We start from the raw sequence: 16190 nt of genomic DNA, 5'->3' as shown, positions 1-16190 counted from the left end.
CCGCGCAGCCGTCGGGTGACCGGACACCGAGTGGGGAACAGGGCCCCACCCGGGCGGAGGCCGGTACCCCGGCGCGCGGGGAGCAGGGCCCCACCGCGCTGGGTACTGGCACCTCCGACCAGACCGCTGGCGGCACCGAGCCGCCAGCGGCCGAACACCACTGGGGTCGGCCGCAGGCCACCCCGCACCAGCTCGCGGAACCGGGTTCCGCTCAGGAGGAGACCGGCATCCCGGCGCAAGGGGAGCAGGGCCCCGCCGCGCCGGGTGCCGGTACTTCTGGACAGACGTCGTCGGAGGTCGCCGGGGCACCGGTGGCCGGGCAGTGGGCGGCGCACCAAGCCGCGGAGCAGGGATCCGCTCGGGTGGAGGCCGGTACCCCGGCGCGTGGGGAGCAGGGCCCCACCGCGCCGGGTACCGGTACCGCCGAGCAGGTCCCGTCGTCCGCGCAGCAGCAGTGGGAGACGGGCGCGGCGCAGTGGCCCGCGGACCAGCGTGGCGGGTGGCAGCCCGCGGGCGCGCGGTCCGAGTGGTCCGCGCCGCAGCAGCCCGGCGCGCAGTCGGGTTCGTGGCAGGCCCAGCCCCAGGCAGGCGCGACCCAGCAGGCCGAGTGGCCAGCCGGTGCCGCGCAGCAGCAGTACAACTGGCCCCCGAGTGGGCCGCACCAGGGCACCCAGCAGTACCCGCAGCCGCGTCGGGAGCCGCGGCGGATCGGGTTCGTGGTCGGGGTGGCGGTGCTCGCGCTGGTCGTCGGGGGTGGCGCGGGTGTCGCGGGCGGGTTGATCGCGTCGGACGCGCGGTCGCCGGTGCAGAACGCGCTGGAGGCCGCGCCGCCCGCCAAGCAGACCGCGGCCCCGGCGGGCTCGGTCGAGTCGGTGGCGCAGAAGGTGCTGCCGACCGTGGTGCAGCTGCAGGTGCGCGGCCGGTCCTCCGCAGGGGAGGGGTCCGGCTTCGTGATCAGCAGCGACGGCTACATCGTGACCAACAACCACGTGATCGAGGGCGCCGCCGCCGGTGGGCAGATCCAGGCCGTGTTCCAGGACGGCCGCACCGCGACGGCCACCATCGTCGGCCGCGACCCGACATCGGACGTGGCCGTGGTCAAGGCGCAGGGCGTCGACAACCTCCAGGTGAGCGAGCTCGGCCGCTCCGACGACCTGCGGGTCGGGCAGGCGGTGGTGGCCATCGGCTCGCCGTTCGAGCTGTCCGGCACGGTCACCTCGGGCATCGTCAGCTCGCTGCACCGGCCGACCCGCGCAGGCGGTGAGGGCGGCAGCCAGGCCACGGTCATGGACGCCATCCAGACCGACGCCGCCATCAACCCGGGCAACTCCGGCGGTCCGCTGGTCAACATGCAGGGCCAGGTCATCGGCATCAACTCGGCCATCTACAGCCCGCAGAGCAGCGCGTCGGGCAGCGGCGGCTCGGTCGGCATCGGCTTCGCCATCCCGATCGACCAGGCCCGCCGCACCGCCGACGAGATCGTCAAGACCGGCAAGGCCACCCAGACCGTGCTCGGAGTCTCGGTGCGCGACGCCGACGACGGTGGGGCGCTCATCGCCGAGGTCGTCTCCGGCGGCGCGGGCGAGCAGGCGGGACTCAAGCCGGGCGACGTCGTCACCAAGCTCAACGACCGCCGCATCGACACCGCCGACGCGTTGGTGGCCGCGGTCCGCTCGCAGGCACCCGGCGACAAGGTCACCCTGACCCTCGCAGGCGACAAGACCAGCCAGGCCACCCTGGGCGGCCAACCCGTGGAGACCGGATGACCGCCCCAGCCTGGGTGCCCACTCGCCCGAGACCACCGTTCTGATCCGCCCCATCGAGTAACCCCACAACGCTCGGGCGCCCGCGCCCGAGACCAACCACCCCGACACCGTGGTCCGGTCCGCCGTCGCTCCAGCAGCGTCGGGCGGGCCGGATCCGGCGTCCGGTCCGGCAGGGCGGCCGGACCTCGTCGGTCGGGGGTTCTGGGGCAGATCCGTCGTCCAGACGTCGACCGACCCCTGAGTCGCTCGGGCGCCCGCGCCCGAGACCAACTCCGGTTCGTTGCCCCCGAACCGGACCGGGCTTCTCCTTCAGGAGCCCAACGCCAAGCCGCACGCGGATGGAGACCCCTCACCACCCGCGTGCGGCTTCCGGCATTCCTGGGCCCGTTCACGGCCGGGCTGGGACCTAGCGCGCCTTGTGCGGACAGCGGCCGCGTTGATCGCGATCGGGTACGGCGCACATCGGGTCGGCCAGCAACGTCGACCCTGCGGCCCATCGCCCAGCCCTCGGTCACAGGTCAGGCCACGTGGTCCTCCAGCGTCGTCCGGGGTGAGGGCGGGTGGTGGCACCCCGTCTTGCACCACCAGGGTCGAGGGCTATTGCTGTGGCCCGCCGGTGTTCGGGCATAGGTAGTTCGCGCTATCGAGATTACTTTTCGTGTTTGCCGCGGGACTGTTTGTTGATCGGGGCGGAGTTGTCAGTGGAAAGGAGATCTTTGAATTCAGTGAATTCGGTTCCGGGGCTTAGGGGGTGCCGCGCGGACGCGCGGGGTGGATGCACGGGACTGGTAGCGTTCCCAGTTCCGGTCGCGCTCCCGGGGTCTGTCCACTCGAGCCTGCCGCCGGTGTTGTCGCAGGCGGACGCGCTGTCTCTCCGTGGTCGGTTTGGTCACCAGCTGTAGTGGACGGTCGGCCGAGGGGTATGCTCCCGATGCTCCATCCGCCCCCGTCCGATCACCCGGGGTGGGCGCGCAAGGGCGTAGCGCGATTGCGTGGTGCACTTTGCTTGGTGACAGCGGCACAATTGGTTCCAAGAAAGCGGCAGGATCTCCAATTGTGATCTAGTAGCAGGCGATCTACCGCGACACGGCGGGGTCGCAGGCGTGACAATGGGGCTATGGCGTCGACGCTGCGCAGGTTCCGGGACTCGCTGAGCGGTCCCGTGCGGTTGCCGTTAGGCCTGCTGGCCGCCGTGGTCTGCGTCGGGGTGGCCGTGCTGCAGGCGACAGTGCTGACCGTGCGCACCGAGGGGTTGTCCGGCACGCACGCGTTCCTGGTCCACTGGGCACACCCGGCGGTGTGGGTGGTGCTGGGCATGGTGTGCCTGGAGTACGCGGTGCGCGCCGAGCGGATCGTGCTCAACCGGACCGCCATGGTCGCCGTGGGCCTGTACCTGGCGTTCCTGCTCTCGGTGAGCTTCGCCTAGTTCTTACCTTTCGCTGACGGTCCCTGACGCACGGCGCCCCGGTCGGCGACCATGGGGGCGTGCAACCAGCGCAGATGGCCACCGGGCGGGTGCTCGTGGTGGACGACGACGTGACCGTGTCCGACGTGGTGCGCAGGTACCTGGAACGCGACGGCCACCACGTGGTGCTCGCCGGGACCGGTGAGGACGCGCTGCGCCTGGTCGACGCCGACCGGCCCGACCTGGTCGTGCTCGACCTGATGCTCCCCGGCATCGACGGCGTCGAGGTGTGCAGGCGGCTGCGCGGCGCCATCCCGGTGATCATGCTGACCGCGCTCGGCGAGGAGGAGAACCGGATCGCGGGCCTGCGACTGGGCGCTGACGACTACGTGACCAAGCCGTTCAGCCCGCGCGAGCTCGCCCTGCGCGTCCAGTCCGTGCTGCGCCGGGCCGCGCCCCGCCCGACCGCGCGGGAGCTGCACGACGGCGACCTGCGGCTCGACGGCACGGCGCGCACCGCCACCCTCGCGGGCGTCGAGCTGGCGCTGACCGGGCGCGAGTTCGACCTGCTCGAGTTCCTCATGTCCCACCCGGGGGAGGCCTTCACCCGCGCCGAGCTGCTGGCCAGGGTCTGGGGCTGGGACTTCGGCGACCAGTCCACTGTGACCGTCCACGTGCGACGGCTCAGGGAGAAGGTGGAGCGGGTCCCGGCCGCGCCGAGCCGGATCAGCACCGTCTGGGGCGTCGGCTACCGCTACGACGGGGTCGACCGGTGATCCACCCCGATGAGACGTTCTGGCAGATGGCGGCCCAGCTGCTGCGCATCCTGCCGCTGGCGCTCGGCCTGGTGCTACCGGTCGTCCTGCTCGGCGCGCTGCTGCTGCACTGGCTGCGCGACCGGGCCCTGGCCACCAGCATGACCGTCCTCGTGCTGGTGCCCGTGGTCGCGCTCGTCGGCGGCCTGGTCGGCATCAGCGGGTTCGTGTTCACCGACACGCTGACCACGACCCTGCTGGTGAGCCTGCTGGTCGCGGTGGTGACGGTGCCGGTCGCGGTCCTGCTCGGCCGCCGCACCGCCGCGCTCGGGCTGTGGGAGCGGGAGGCCAGGAGCCGCGAACGCGCGGTCGAGGCGTCCCGGCGGGAACTGGTCGCGTGGATCAGCCACGACCTGCGCACCCCGCTGGCCGGGATCCAGGCCATGGCCGAGGCGCTGGCCGACGGCGTGGTGTCCTCGCCACCGGAGGTCGCCGGGTACGCCGCCCGGATCGACGCCGAGACCCGCAGGCTCTCGGCCATGGTCGACGACCTGTTCGAGTTGTCCAGGATCACCGCGGGCGCGCTCAGCCTGACCATGACCGAGGTGCCGCTGCACGACGTCGTCAGCGACACCCTCGCCGCCCAGGGGCCGGTCGCCGAGCGCAAGCGGGTCCGGGTGCTCGCCGAGGCGACCGAGTGGCCGGTGGTGCTCGGCAGCGACCCGGAGCTGGCCAGGGTGGTCGGCAACCTGGTCGCCAACGCCATCCGGCACACCCCGCCGGACGGCACCGTGGCGGTGCAGGTCGGCGTGCACGGCGGGTCGGCCGTCCTCGCGGTCACCGACGGCTGCGGCGGCATCCCGGCCGCCGACCTCCCGCGCCTGTTCGACGTCGCCTTCCGCGGGGCTCCCGCCAGGACCCCGGCACCGACCTCGGGCGCGGGCCTCGGTCTGGCCATCGCGAAGGGACTCGTGGAGGCGCACAGTGGCCGGATCTCGGCCCGCAACGAGGGCCCCGGCTGCTGCTTCGAGGTCCGGTTGCCACTGGCCGCGCGCTGAGGGCCGCAGCGGTGGTGAACAGTCGTCGTCGAGGCCAGACCTCCAGCGGCTCCACCGCGTTGATCCGACTACGGTGGCACACATGGAACGCAGCGCGCAGCGGCTTGGCCGGGCTCTGATCGTGATCGTCGACGACCGCGTGGCCCACGGCGAGCACGACGACACCGTCGGCCCCCTGGTGACCGAGCTCCTCGAGGAAGCAGGCTTCATCGTCGACGGCGTGGTCACCGTCGAGGGCGAGACCGTGGCGATCCGCAACGCGCTCAACACCGCCGTCATCGGCGGCGCCGACCTGGTGGTCACCGTCGGCGGCACCGGCGTCTCCCCCCGCGACGTCACCCCCGACGCCACCCAGGGCGTGCTCGACCGCCCGATCCCCGGCATCGCCGAGGCCCTGCGCTCGTCCGGCCTCGCCGCGGGCGCCGTCGACGCGGGCGTCTCCCGCGGCTTGGTCGGTGTCTCCGGCAGCACCCTGGTGGTGAACCTCGCAGGCTCACGGAGCGCCGTCCGCGACGGCATGGCGACCCTGTCGGCCCTCGTCCCCTACGTGATCGGCGAGCTCTCCGGTCTCGACACCAACTAGGACGTCAGTGCCGACACCCCCCACCCCACCCCCACCCGCGACGCCACCCCCCAAGCGCCGCCGCCCCACCCTGGACGAAATCTTCGGCGACGTCCTCCCCGACACCACCGCCGACGAACGCGACCCCACCCCACCCCCACCAGAAGACTGGTACCTCCACAACCGCCCACCCCACCACGGCGGCTGAGCCGCATGGGCCCGCATGAGAGCTGAAATCGCTCTCGGCCGATGCAATACGGCGTAGTGCTGCGGCGAAGGCGGCGCGGCTGTGCCAGACAGCCTCACGACACCCGGTGCCAAGCAGGTCTCCGTGGCTGGCATCCCCGTGGCGGGCGAGCAGGTCCCAAGAGGTTCGTGGTCCGCCGCCTGCGTGAGGCGTCGTGACGAGGCGGTGTCCGCGCGTTGCTCGGGAGACGGGCAGGCGTGGTCAGTGGCCCCAGAAGTAGGCCGGTGGCCCCTGTGGTGAGTGAGCACGTCGGGGGAGCGGTGGGCCGATTCTTGGGCGGTTGATTCTCTTGGTGCTTGAGCCTCCTTCAGGGGCAAGACCGGCGGTGCGGTCTGGGGCTGGTGAACGCTGGTAGGTCGCGGTGGCGCGCTGCGGTGGGTGGGCGCAGCGCGCTCGCGCGGGGTGGTCAGCGGGTTTGCTGCTGGCGGAGCAGGTCGCGGATCTCGGTGAGGAGTTCGACGTCGGTGGGCTCGGCGGGGCCGGGCTCCTCGCCACGCTTGCGGCGCTCCTGGATGTGCTTGACCGGGAGCACGATCACGAAGTAGACGATCGCGGCCACGATCAGGAAGTTGATCGCGGCGTTGATCACGGCGCCGAAGTCGAGGAAGGTGGACGGGTTGCCGCCGATGATCCGGAAGCCGAGGCCCTCGGCCGCCTTCGTCCCGCCAGCCGAGTTGATCAACGGCTTGATCAGGCCGTCGGTGAACGAGGTGACGATGGTGGTGAAGGCGGCGCCGATGATGACGGCGACCGAGAGGTCGATGACGTTCCCGCGCATCAGGAAGTCCTTGAAGCCCTTGAACACCGCTGCGCTCCGATTTCTGTGGTGGACGGTGCGTCACCGTCCGGGGGCGATGGCTACCGGAGCGTAACCGCAACCGGATCGCGCAACGCCGCCGCGGCCACCTCCGCGGCCTCGGACCTGGGTAAGGCGAGTAGCACGAGCGCCCCTGCGTCGGACGGCCGCACCGTCAGCACCGCGGCGTCCCTGGCCAGCACGACCCGCTCGCTGGTGATCACGTCGACCAGCACCCCCGGGTACAGCAGGTCCGCCACGCCGTCGTCGGACAGCCGCACCGGCACCGCCGCGCCGTCCGGGCCCACCGTCGCCGCCAGGTTGTCCGCCCCGACGAGCCGGACCTGCGTGATCGCCTCACCCTCGCCGATGGCTCCTGCGGGCACCCGGGCCACGGCCTGACCCGGATCGGACAGCGCCGCGGGTGGTCGGAGGTCCGGTGGCGCCCGCACGACCTTCACGTCCGGGGCCGCCAGCGCGACGCCCGGGGCGAGTGGCCGCGCCGCGACGAGGACCGGCACCGAGGTGTCGGTCGGGGACGGTCGGATGGCGAGCGCGACAGCGGCGAGCACCAGCGCCCCGGCGAGCGCCCTGCGCGCGGTCAACGGGTGTGGCATGCGTGCCCTGGTCATGTGTTCCTCCTGGTCAGACGGGGTCCGACCACCACGCTAGGAGGAAGTCACGGCAGCACGAAAGCCCGGGACGTGTCCTGTGGACAGTCCCGGGCCTTGTGGATAACTCAGGAGGCCTTGGCCGCCGTGCTGTCCGACTTGGCGGCGGGCTTCGAGCCGCTCGACGTGTCCGACTTCGACTCGGTCTTGGCGGTCGACTCGGTCTTGGTCGACTCGGACTTCGCCGCGGTCTCGGTCTTCGCGGCCGGGGCGGTCGACCCGCTCGACGACCCGGACCGGCTGTCGTTGCGGTAGAAGCCGCTGCCCTTGAAGACGACCCCGACCGACCCGTAGAGCTTGCGCAGTCGTCCGGTGCACTCCGGGCACTCGGACAGCGCGGCGTCGGTGAACGACTGCACCGCCTCGAAGCGGTGCTCGCATGCCGTACAGGCGTACTGGTACGTGGGCACGGACTGGGCTCCTCGTCGCATCTGGCACTCGGTCAGCAAGAGTGCCAACCGATTCTGGGGTAACGCGTGCGTGCGGCGCAAATGTTCCCGTTCAAGGTCACACGCGGTCGCCGCCGGTCAGCGCAACCGCAGCAGCCCACGACCCGGCGTCAACACTCCGGTGACGGTCACGTCGTGCGGTTCTGACGGCAGTCGGTCGAACAACTCCGGATCGCGCACCACCGCGACCAACGGCGTACCGGGGGCCGTGAGAGACAGCGACCGGTCGTAGTACCCCGCCCCACGCCCGAGACGGGTGCCGTCGCGGTCTACGGCGAGCGCGGGCACCAGCACCACGTCCGCGATCCGCAGCGCGGTCTCCCCCAACCGTTCCCCTATGGGCTGCAGCAGCCCGAAGGGACCCGGGCGCAGGTACTCCCGCCCGTCGTACCAACCCCAGTCCAGCGGTCCCGCCCCGGACACGATCGGTAGCAGTATCCGCACCCCGTGGTCGGCAACCTCATCGAGCATCTGCACCGAACCCGGCTCGGACCCGATCGGCACGTACGCGCACAACGTCTGGCCGCGACCGACCACCCTGCCGCTGGTCAGCAGCGTGGTCAGCTGCATCGCCTCCGCGAACCGGACGCTCGCGGGCACCCGGCGCCGCTCGGCGAGCAGCGCCCGGCGCCACTGGTCCTTGGTCCACGCGCGCGTCGCGTCGAGATCATTACCGGGCCCGGCCACATGACGAGGTTAGGCTGCATGTCCATGAGCGCGTCGACCGCATTCACCGCCGCCATCGTGCCCGCGGCGGGGTTGGGCACCAGGTTCCTGCCCACGACCAAGGCCGTCCCCAAGGAGTTGCTGCCGGTGGTGGACACCCCCGGCATCGAGTACGTCGCCAAGGAGGCCGCCGAGGCGGGAGCGACCCGGCTGATCATCGTCACCTCGCCGGGCAAGGAGTCTGTCGCCCAGTACTTCCAGCCTCGTCCTGAGCTGGAGAAGACCCTTGAGGATCGAGGTAAGACAGAGCTGCTGGAGAAGATCCGCCGTGCTCCCAACCTGATCGCGGTAGAGACCGCCATCCAGGAGCAGGCACTCGGCCTCGGTCACGCCGTCGGCTGCGCGGAGCCCAACCTCCGCCCCGAGGACGAGGCCGTCGCGGTGCTGCTGCCGGACGACTTGGTGCTACCGACCGGCGTCCTGGCCCGCATGGCCAAGGTTCGCGAAGAGAAGGGCGGCACAGTCCTGTGCGCCTTCGACATCCCGCGCGAAGAGATCTCCGCTTACGGTGTCTTCGACGTTGAGGCCACCGACGACGATGACGTCAAGAAGGTCAACGGGATGGTCGAGAAGCCCCCGGCCGCCGAGGCGCCTTCGACCTTCGCCGCGGCGGGTCGCTACTTGCTCGATCGGGCGATCTTCGACGCGCTCAAGCGGATCACCCCGGGCGCGGGTGGCGAGCTCCAGCTCACCGACGCGATCGCGCTGTTGATCTCCGAGGGACACCCGGTGCACGTCGTCGTCCACCGGGGCGGACGGCATGACCTGGGCAATCCCGGCGGGTTCCTGCGCGCCGCCGTGGACTTCGCCCTCGAGCACCCGGAGTATGGGCCTGGCTTGCGCGCGTGGCTGCGCGATCGCGTCGGCTCCGAGTAGACGGCAACAGCGGACGGAACCAAGGTAAACCGGATGAGGTCAGTCGACGAGCAACTCGCCAGGGCGCTGGCGGCCGCGGTCCGGCCCGCACCCGTGCGGGTCGCCATCTCCGAGGCGCAGGGGCTGCTCTGCGCCGAGGAGGTCGTGGCCGAGCGCGCCCTCCCCGGGTTCGACCAAGCCGCCGTTGACGGGTACGCGGTGCGCAGCGTCGACACCCAGGCGGCGGGAACCGAGCCGGTAGTGCTGCCGGTCGTCGGTGAGATCGCATCCGGGTCGAGGCAACCCCGAAGGCTCCAACCAGGGCAGGCGGTGCGCGTGGCGACAGGCGCGCCGCTTCCCACCCTGGCCGACGCCGTGGTGCCAAACAACTACACCGACGGCCACCACGCCAGGGTCACCATCAACCAGCCCGTGCCCTCGGCCGCATACGTGCGACGGACCGGTGAGGACGTGCAGACCGGTGACGTTGCCGTGCGGCGTGGCTCTGTCATCGGCTCGGCGCAGGTAGGCCTACTTGCCGCGGTAGGCCGTTCCAAGGTCTTGGTCTACCCGAGGCCGCGGGTGTCGGTCATCTCCCTTGGCGATGAGCTCGTCGACATCGACCGCACCCCCGGTCAAGGCCAGGTCTATGACGTCAACTCCTACGCACTCGCCGCTGCCGGGCGGGACGCGGGCGCGGACGTGATCCGAGTCGGCATCGTCTCCACCGACACCAGGCGGTTGCGCGAGACCGTGGAGAGCAGGCTCCTGCTGTCCGAGATCGTGGTCATCGCCGGTGGCGCGGGCGGCGACCTCTCGCACGAAGTCCGGTCCGCACTGCGCGAACTCGGCGAGATAGACCTGACCAGGGTCGCTATGCACCCCGGTTCCGTGCAGGGCTTCGGCAGGCTCGGCCCCGACGCGGTCCCGACCTTCTTGCTGCCAGGTAACCCGATGAGCGCTCTAGTCGTGTTCGAGGTGATGGTTCGCCCGCTCATCCGCGCCGCACAGGGCAAACGCAACCCCCACCGCCGAGTGGTGCAGGCGAGGCTCTTGTCGCCGATCACGTCGACCAAGTCGCGGCGCGGGTACCTGCGCGGCCAACTCCTGCGCGATGAGGGCAACGGCGAGTACATGGTGCAGCCGTTGGGCCTGTCTGGCTCGCACTTGCTCGCCTCGCTCGCTGAGGCCAACTGCCTGATCCTGGTCGACGAGGACACCACCGAGGTCTCCGTCGGCGAGGGGGTCCAGGTTCTGTTCCTCGCCCAGCGTGGCTAGCCCGTACGCGGTCGGCCGCCATCCCGGGTGGCCCGCCCGCCTGGGGCCCTTGCACGTGCCCGCGGGCGTCGTCGAGCTCCGGGTGCCGAGGATCACCGACGGGCGCGCGTGGAGCCGGATCAGGTTGCGCGATCAGGCCTACCTCGAGCAGTGGGAGCCAACCGTTCCCGGTACGTGGGCGGAGCGGAACGCACCCGGCGCGTGGTTCGCGCAGTGGTCCACCTTGCGTGCACTGGGGAAACGCGGCATGTCGCTGCCGTTCGTCATCACCGTCGACGGGCAGTTCGCGGGTCAGGTGACTGTGGGCAACGTCATCCGCGGGTCGTTGTGCTCGGCGTGGGTCGGTTACTGGGTCGCGGCGGACATCGTGGGGGGAGGCGTCGCGACCGCGGCGGCGGCTCTAGTCGTCGACCACTGCTTCACCACCGCGGGCCTGCACCGCGTCGAGGCGACGGTGCGACCGGAGAACGCGGCGAGCCTCCGGGTGCTGGCCAAGCTCGGTTTCCGGTACGAGGGCCTGTTCCGCAGGTACCTCGACGTCGCGGGCGCCTGGCGCGATCACCAGTGCCTCGCGCTGACCACAGAGGACACTCCGACCGGCCTGGTACCGCTGCTGGTCGCGGCCGGGAAAGCCCGCTCCGCGTAAGTGGATTCACGTTTTCGCGCGCAAAGTTTGATCACGGCCGTTACGGGGAACGGTCCACAAGCGAACTACCCGATCGGGTGGGCGTGGACCTCTGGGGTCGGCGCGCCTCCGCCACGGGTGTGACTGTTGTGACTAACGTGGCGAACGCCGGAGCACTAGCGAGGGGGAGGTGACGGGACATGCCGAGCTCGTTGATCGTGGTCGGACTGGTGGTGGCGTGGCTCGTCGTGCTGGTCCCGATGGTCGTGCGCAAGCGCCAGGAGATCGCCAGGACCACCGACACCGCCCTCGCCGCGCGCGTGGTGCGCGCCGGGTCGCACAGCGCTGACGCCCCCGAGGACGAGGTCGCCGCGGACGAGTCCGTCGACGACGACCCGCACGACACCCTCGACACCCTGGACGAGTTCGACGTCGACCCCGAGGACGAGCAGGCCGAGCCCCGCCGCTACCGGCCGGGCCGCGGCGGCTACGACCCCGAGGCCGCCGCCCGCGCCGCCCGTGCGAAGTACGGCTTCCGCCAGCGCATCGTGCTCCTGATGCTGCTCGCCGCGATCGCCACCGGCGCCGTGGCCGGTCTCGTCGAGCCCCTGTTCTGGTGGCTGCACGGCGTCGTCGACCTGACCCTCGTCGCCTACCTGAGCTACCTGCGCAGGCAGGTCCGGATCGAGCAGGAGATCCGCGAACGCCGCGCCGCCCGGATGAGCAACGCCCCCCGCCGCTCCCACGCCCGCCCCGCCGAGGACCACGACCACGTGACCACCATCCCCACCCGCTCGATCCACCCCGGCGCCGTCGTCGTCGAACTCGACGACGAAGACCCCTGGTTCGACGAACTCGGCGAACCCGCACACCACACCTACCGCCGAGCCGTCGGTGAGTAGCCCCCCGGTGCGCGGACCCGTGCTCGCACCCTGCTAAGCTCTGCGAGCACGAACAAGGGGCTGTAGCGCAGTTGGTAGCGCGTCTCGTTCGCATCGAGAAGGTCCGGGGTTCGATTCCCCGCAGCTCCACGCATAGGCAGCTCATGCTCATTGAGAGCATGAGCTGTTTGCGTTTCGCGTTGTATCTAGGGGGCGACCCCCCAGACCCCCACGGTGCGGTCGGCGCCGGAACCAGCGGGGTTCGCTCGACCTTCGGTCATCGCATCAAAGTATGTAACTAATAGGGCTGTCGCCCACGGTGCGATGGTGGGTAGTGCGCGGAGCGCGCGGGGGCGCGTAGTGCGAGGGACGAGCACGTAGCGGGGTCGCTGGCCTGGCAGATGGAACTCTGGGGGCTCGCTCGGCCTTCGGCCGTCGCATTGGGGTGCCGACTAGGTGAACTCGCTTGGCCTTTGGCCGTGCATTGTGGTGCCAGAGTGGCGAGGGCCTGGTGGGGTGAGAACTCGCTTGGCCTTGGCCGTCGCATTGGGTGGGGGTCGGTGGGGTGGGGGGTGGACAAGGGTGGGGTGGGGGGTCAGGGTGGGGGGAGGACGATCTTGGTGAGGTGTGGTGGAGGGGACCTGGATTCCGCGGGGGGCGGGGGCTCGGGGGCGTCGGCGGGTTGATGCCTCGGTGGTCATGGGGGTGGTGTTCGGGCTGCCGGGGTTTGTGAGCAGCCTGGTCGTCGTGGGGCTTGTGGCGGGGTTGATCTGGGCCACGGGCTGGGTGGTGTGGGTCGTGGTGGGCGTGTGGGTGTTGTCGGGGGCGGTGACGTTCGTGCCCTCGGTGGAGTCGTTGCTGGCGAGGCTGATGTTCGACATGCGGCCGCCGACGACGGTGGAGCTGTCGAAGCTGCGGCCGTTGTGGCAGTCGGTGTGTGTGGCGGCCCAGGTCGACAGTTCGCGGTACACGCTGTGGGTTGAGCAGTCCAAGGAGTTGAACGCGTTCGCGGCCGGGGGGCGGACGCTCGCGGTGACGCGGCGGGCGTTGGAGCTACCGCCGAGGGCGTTGGAGGCGATCCTGGCGCACGAACTCGGTCACCACCTCGCTGGCCACTCCCGGGCGTCGCTGCTGGCCTGGTGGTACGAACTGCCCGCGCAGGGGGCGATCTGGCTGGTCACCACGGCCATGCGGGTCGTGCTCGCGGTCGGCAAGGCGGTGTCCCGGTTCGGGGCCGCGGCCGCCGCGCTCGCGGTGGCGCTGCTCTCGCTCGTCCTGCTCGCCGGGCTGATCGCGCTGAACCCGTGGTTGTTGCTGATGCCGCTGCTCAGCCCGCTGCTCGCCTGGTCGCGGCGGCTGGGGGAGTACCGCGCCGACGCCACCGCCGCCGGGTTCGGCTACGGGCCCGACCTGGTGAACGTGCTGTCCGGCTGGTTGGCGGCCGAGCACGCCGTGCGGCGCCCGCTGCGGGTCCGCGCACTGGCCAGCCACCCGGCGACCGCGGACCGGATCAGGCGATTGCGAGCGGGCCGGTGAGCTGCTCCATTAGGGTGACGCCATGGGGGTTGCGCGCCGAGTGCCGCTCGCGGCGACGGCAGTCGCGGCTGGACTGGTCCTGATTGCTGTCGCTTGCTGGTTCAACGGACGAGGGTTAGGAGTCGATAGCTCTGTCTATCGTGCGGGCGCGTTGACGCTCCTGCATGGCGACTCGCTCTACGCGCCTCTTACGACAGGCGAGTGGTGGGCACCGTCGCTGCCATTCACTTACCCGCCGATCGCCGGGCTGCTGTTCTTGCCTTTGACGATGGTGCCTTCCCAGTTGGGCTGGGGTGTCCTGGCAGCTCTATCCGCGCTCGCGCTGGGTTTCGTCCTGCACGAGAGCCTCCCGCAACGCGCGCGGACAGGCTGGCGCTTCGGTGCCCTCTTGCTGGCAACCCTGGCTCTAGAGCCGGTGTGGCGGACCCTAGGGCTAGGGCAGGTCAACTTGCTGCTCGTGGCGATGGTCATGGCAGACGTCCTGCTGCTGCGGGGCCGTAAGGGGTCCGGAGTCCTCATCGGCATCGCGGCGGCGGTCAAGCTCACCCCGCTCATCTTCATCGCGCATCTCGCGTTGACCCGGCGCTGGGCGGACGCAGCGCGCGCGACGGCGACGTTTCTCGCGCTCAACCTCGCGGCGGCAGTAGTCCTACCGCTCGACACCCTCTGGTTCTGGACCAAGGCCCTTATCGACGGCAACGACGCGACGACGAACTCGTGGATCGGCAACCAGTCGCTCAACGGGATCTTCCAGCGACTCACCGGCGAAGACAGGGGCGCGCTGTTCCTGTACGCGACCACGGCGGTCATTGCCGTCGGTCTAGCGGCAGTGGTGGTTCGTCGCCTCTATCGTCAAGGGGATGACCTCGGTGCGTTGCTGGTGACCGCAGTGACCGGCCTGCTCGTCAGCCCTGTGTCTTGGACTCACCACTGGGTGTGGGTCGTACCGCTGGTTGGCTACCTCGTCGCGAAGAGCAACGTGGTGGGGCTGCTCGCGATCGGCATCGTCTTTACCGGGTGGCAGTTCAGGATGGTGCCGAGTGGCGCTAAGAGCGAGCTGAGCTGGAACGCGGCGGATGTGCTGCTCGGCAACTCTTATCTCCTAGCGGCGTTGGTAGCCGCGCCCATCGTGATCCTGTTGGCTGGTGTCGACCCGGCTCTGCGTGGCCGGTCGGTCCGTGCTGAGGTAGTGCCAGGCGAGAGTCGAGGAGTTGGTTGACGTGGCTGAGTTGGCGGTTGATGTCGCTGTCGTCGGGCTTGGACCCGGCGGAGAGGCCGTGGCCAGCCGACTCGCCACGGCAGGGCTATCGGTGGTGGGCATCGAGTCCCGGTTGGTCGGCGGCGAGTGCCCGTACTACGCGTGTGTGCCGACCAAGGGCATGATCCGCGCCGCCGACGTGCTCGCCGAGGCTCGTCGGGTGCCGGAGTTCGCAGGCACCGCGCAGGTGGTCCCGGACTGGGGCAAGGTCGCCGCCCGGGTGCGCGACGAGATCACCACCGACTGGAACGACCAGGCCGCCGTCGACCGGCTGGTCGGCGCGGGCGTCCAGGTCCTGCGCGGCCGGGCCAGGATCACCGGACCGGGCGTCCTCGTTGTGGGTGACCAGGTCATCCGGGCCAGCCGCGGCATCGTCCTCAACCCGGGCACCGACCCGGCCGTGCCCCCGGTGCCCGGCCTGGCCGACACCCCGCTGTGGACGAACCGGGAGGCCGTCAGCGCGACCGCCGTGCCCGAGTCGCTCGTCGTGATCGGCGGCGGCCCGGTCGGGTGTGAGTTCGCGCAGGTGTTCGCCCGGTTCGGGGCCGAGGTGACCCTCCTGCAGTCCAACGACCGGCTGCTCCCGCTCGACGAGCCCGAGGCGAGCGCGCTGCTGGCGGAGCGGTTCGCCGCCGAGGGCATCCAGGTGCGGACCGGGGCCAAGATCACCTCGGTCCGGCACGACGGCCAGCGCTTCACCGTCGAACTCGACGGCGCCGACCCGATCAGCGCCGCACAGGTGCTCGTCGCCGCCGGTCGCAAGTCCGACCTGGCTGACCTGGGCGTCGGTTCCTACGGGCTGGACGAGTCGGCCCGCGGCGTCGCGGTCGACGAGCACATGCGTGCCGCTGACGGGCTGTGGGCCATCGGTGACATCACCGGCAAGGGCGCCTTCACGCACATGTCCATGTACCAGGCAGCGATCGCGGCCGCGGACATCCTCGGTGAGGAAGCCCCTGGAGCCGAGTACCACGCGGTTCCCAGGGTTACCTTTACTGACCCCGAAATCGGCTCGGTAGGCCTGACTGAGGCTGGCGCGCGCGCCGCCGGGATCAACGTCCGCGTCGGTATCACCCAGTTGTCCTCGTCGACCCGAGGGTTCTTGCACAAGGCCGAAGGGCTCATCAAGCTGATCGAGGATGCCGACACGGGAGTGCTCGTTGGCGCTACCTCGGCAGGTCCGACCGGCGGCGAGGTACTGGGCGCGTTGGTTCTCGCTGTGCACGCGCGCGTGCCGGTCGACCAGCTCCGTCGCATGATCTACGCGTACCCGACCTTCCACCGGGCCATCGAGTCGGCGCTGGCCGACCTGCGCGCCTAGC

Annotated in this window: 17 protein-coding genes and 1 tRNA gene; 14 read left to right on the top strand and 4 right to left on the bottom strand. The window is 70.8% G+C overall.

Annotation, left to right across the window (positions count from 1 at the left end; all coding sequences use genetic code 11):
- Window positions 1-362 precede the first annotated feature (362 nt).
- From LV79_RS01855 to LV79_RS01830, 6 genes are all read left to right on the top strand, one after another.
- A complete protein-coding gene (locus LV79_RS01855) occupies window positions 363-1766 on the top strand; it encodes a S1C family serine protease (protein ID WP_253835675.1) in 1404 nt (467 codons plus the stop codon).
- Between the two features lie 1117 nt (window positions 1767-2883).
- Window positions 2884-3192, top strand: a complete 309-nt coding sequence (locus tag LV79_RS01850; protein ID WP_253831443.1) for a hypothetical protein — start codon at window positions 2884-2886, stop codon at window positions 3190-3192.
- A 74-nt stretch (window positions 3193-3266) separates the two neighbouring features.
- On the top strand, window positions 3267-3947 hold the full coding sequence (locus LV79_RS01845; RefSeq protein ID WP_253835673.1) for a response regulator transcription factor: 681 nt from the start codon (window positions 3267-3269) through the stop codon (window positions 3945-3947).
- Window positions 3944-4984 carry a sensor histidine kinase gene (locus tag LV79_RS01840; protein WP_253831442.1) on the top strand — a complete coding sequence of 347 codons (1041 nt, stop codon included), beginning with the start codon at window positions 3944-3946 and terminating at the stop codon, window positions 4982-4984. The genes LV79_RS01845 and LV79_RS01840 overlap by 4 nt, the downstream gene beginning before the upstream one ends.
- A gap of 82 nt (window positions 4985-5066) precedes the next feature.
- Entirely contained in the window at window positions 5067-5567 is a 501-nt protein-coding gene (locus LV79_RS01835; protein ID WP_121388655.1) for a MogA/MoaB family molybdenum cofactor biosynthesis protein, read from the top strand.
- Between the two features lie 7 nt (window positions 5568-5574).
- Entirely contained in the window at window positions 5575-5754 is a 180-nt protein-coding gene (locus LV79_RS01830) for a hypothetical protein (RefSeq protein ID WP_253831441.1), read from the top strand.
- A gap of 445 nt (window positions 5755-6199) precedes the next feature.
- On the opposite strand, the gene mscL is transcribed toward LV79_RS01830, so the two are convergent.
- From mscL to LV79_RS01810, 4 genes are all read right to left on the bottom strand, one after another.
- On the bottom strand, window positions 6200-6598 hold the full coding sequence (gene mscL, locus LV79_RS01825) for a large-conductance mechanosensitive channel protein MscL (protein ID WP_253831440.1): 399 nt from the start codon (window positions 6596-6598) through the stop codon (window positions 6200-6202).
- A gap of 53 nt (window positions 6599-6651) precedes the next feature.
- Window positions 6652-7221: an SAF domain-containing protein gene (locus LV79_RS01820; protein ID WP_253831439.1), complete on the bottom strand. Its 570-nt coding sequence runs from the start codon at window positions 7219-7221 to the stop codon at window positions 6652-6654.
- A gap of 107 nt (window positions 7222-7328) precedes the next feature.
- Window positions 7329-7670: an FmdB family zinc ribbon protein gene (locus tag LV79_RS01815; protein ID WP_253831438.1), complete on the bottom strand. Its 342-nt coding sequence runs from the start codon at window positions 7668-7670 to the stop codon at window positions 7329-7331.
- A gap of 117 nt (window positions 7671-7787) precedes the next feature.
- Window positions 7788-8396, bottom strand: a complete 609-nt coding sequence (locus LV79_RS01810) for a 5-formyltetrahydrofolate cyclo-ligase (protein WP_285470577.1) — start codon at window positions 8394-8396, stop codon at window positions 7788-7790.
- A 24-nt stretch (window positions 8397-8420) separates the two neighbouring features.
- On the opposite strand from LV79_RS01810, the gene LV79_RS01805 reads away from it, so the two are divergent.
- The 8 genes from LV79_RS01805 (at window position 8421) to LV79_RS01765 (ending at window position 16189) form a co-directional block, all read left to right on the top strand.
- Window positions 8421-9311: a UTP--glucose-1-phosphate uridylyltransferase gene (locus LV79_RS01805; RefSeq protein ID WP_372495249.1), complete on the top strand. Its 891-nt coding sequence runs from the start codon at window positions 8421-8423 to the stop codon at window positions 9309-9311.
- A 33-nt stretch (window positions 9312-9344) separates the two neighbouring features.
- Complete coding sequence (gene glp / locus LV79_RS01800; protein WP_253831436.1) at window positions 9345-10568, top strand: molybdotransferase-like divisome protein Glp; 1224 nt, start codon at window positions 9345-9347, stop codon at window positions 10566-10568.
- Window positions 10561-11214, top strand: coding sequence for a GNAT family N-acetyltransferase (locus LV79_RS01795; RefSeq protein ID WP_253831435.1), 654 nt, complete (start codon window positions 10561-10563; stop codon window positions 11212-11214). The genes glp and LV79_RS01795 overlap by 8 nt, the downstream gene beginning before the upstream one ends.
- A 179-nt stretch (window positions 11215-11393) precedes the next feature.
- Entirely contained in the window at window positions 11394-12095 is a 702-nt protein-coding gene (sepX, locus tag LV79_RS01790) for a divisome protein SepX/GlpR (protein WP_253831434.1), read from the top strand.
- A 56-nt stretch (window positions 12096-12151) separates the two neighbouring features.
- Window positions 12152-12224, top strand: a tRNA-Ala gene (locus tag LV79_RS01785).
- A gap of 549 nt (window positions 12225-12773) precedes the next feature.
- The gene (locus LV79_RS01775) at window positions 12774-13610 is read left to right on the top strand and encodes a M48 family metalloprotease (RefSeq protein WP_285470589.1); all 837 of its coding nucleotides are present in this window, start codon (window positions 12774-12776) and stop codon (window positions 13608-13610) included.
- Window positions 13611-13761: 151 nt separating this feature from the next.
- Window positions 13762-14829, top strand: coding sequence for a glycosyltransferase 87 family protein (locus LV79_RS01770; RefSeq protein ID WP_253831432.1), 1068 nt, complete (start codon window positions 13762-13764; stop codon window positions 14827-14829).
- Between the two features lies 1 nt (window position 14830).
- Window positions 14831-16189: a dihydrolipoyl dehydrogenase family protein gene (locus LV79_RS01765; RefSeq protein ID WP_253831431.1), complete on the top strand. Its 1359-nt coding sequence runs from the start codon at window positions 14831-14833 to the stop codon at window positions 16187-16189.
- Window position 16190: the final 1 nt, after the last annotated feature.

Source organism: Actinokineospora globicatena (genome assembly GCF_024171945.1).
Lineage (GTDB): Bacteria > Actinomycetota > Actinomycetes > Mycobacteriales > Pseudonocardiaceae > Actinokineospora > Actinokineospora globicatena.
The sequence above is the reverse complement of the archived record's forward strand: the minus strand, read 5'-3'. Positions and strand labels throughout refer to the sequence as shown.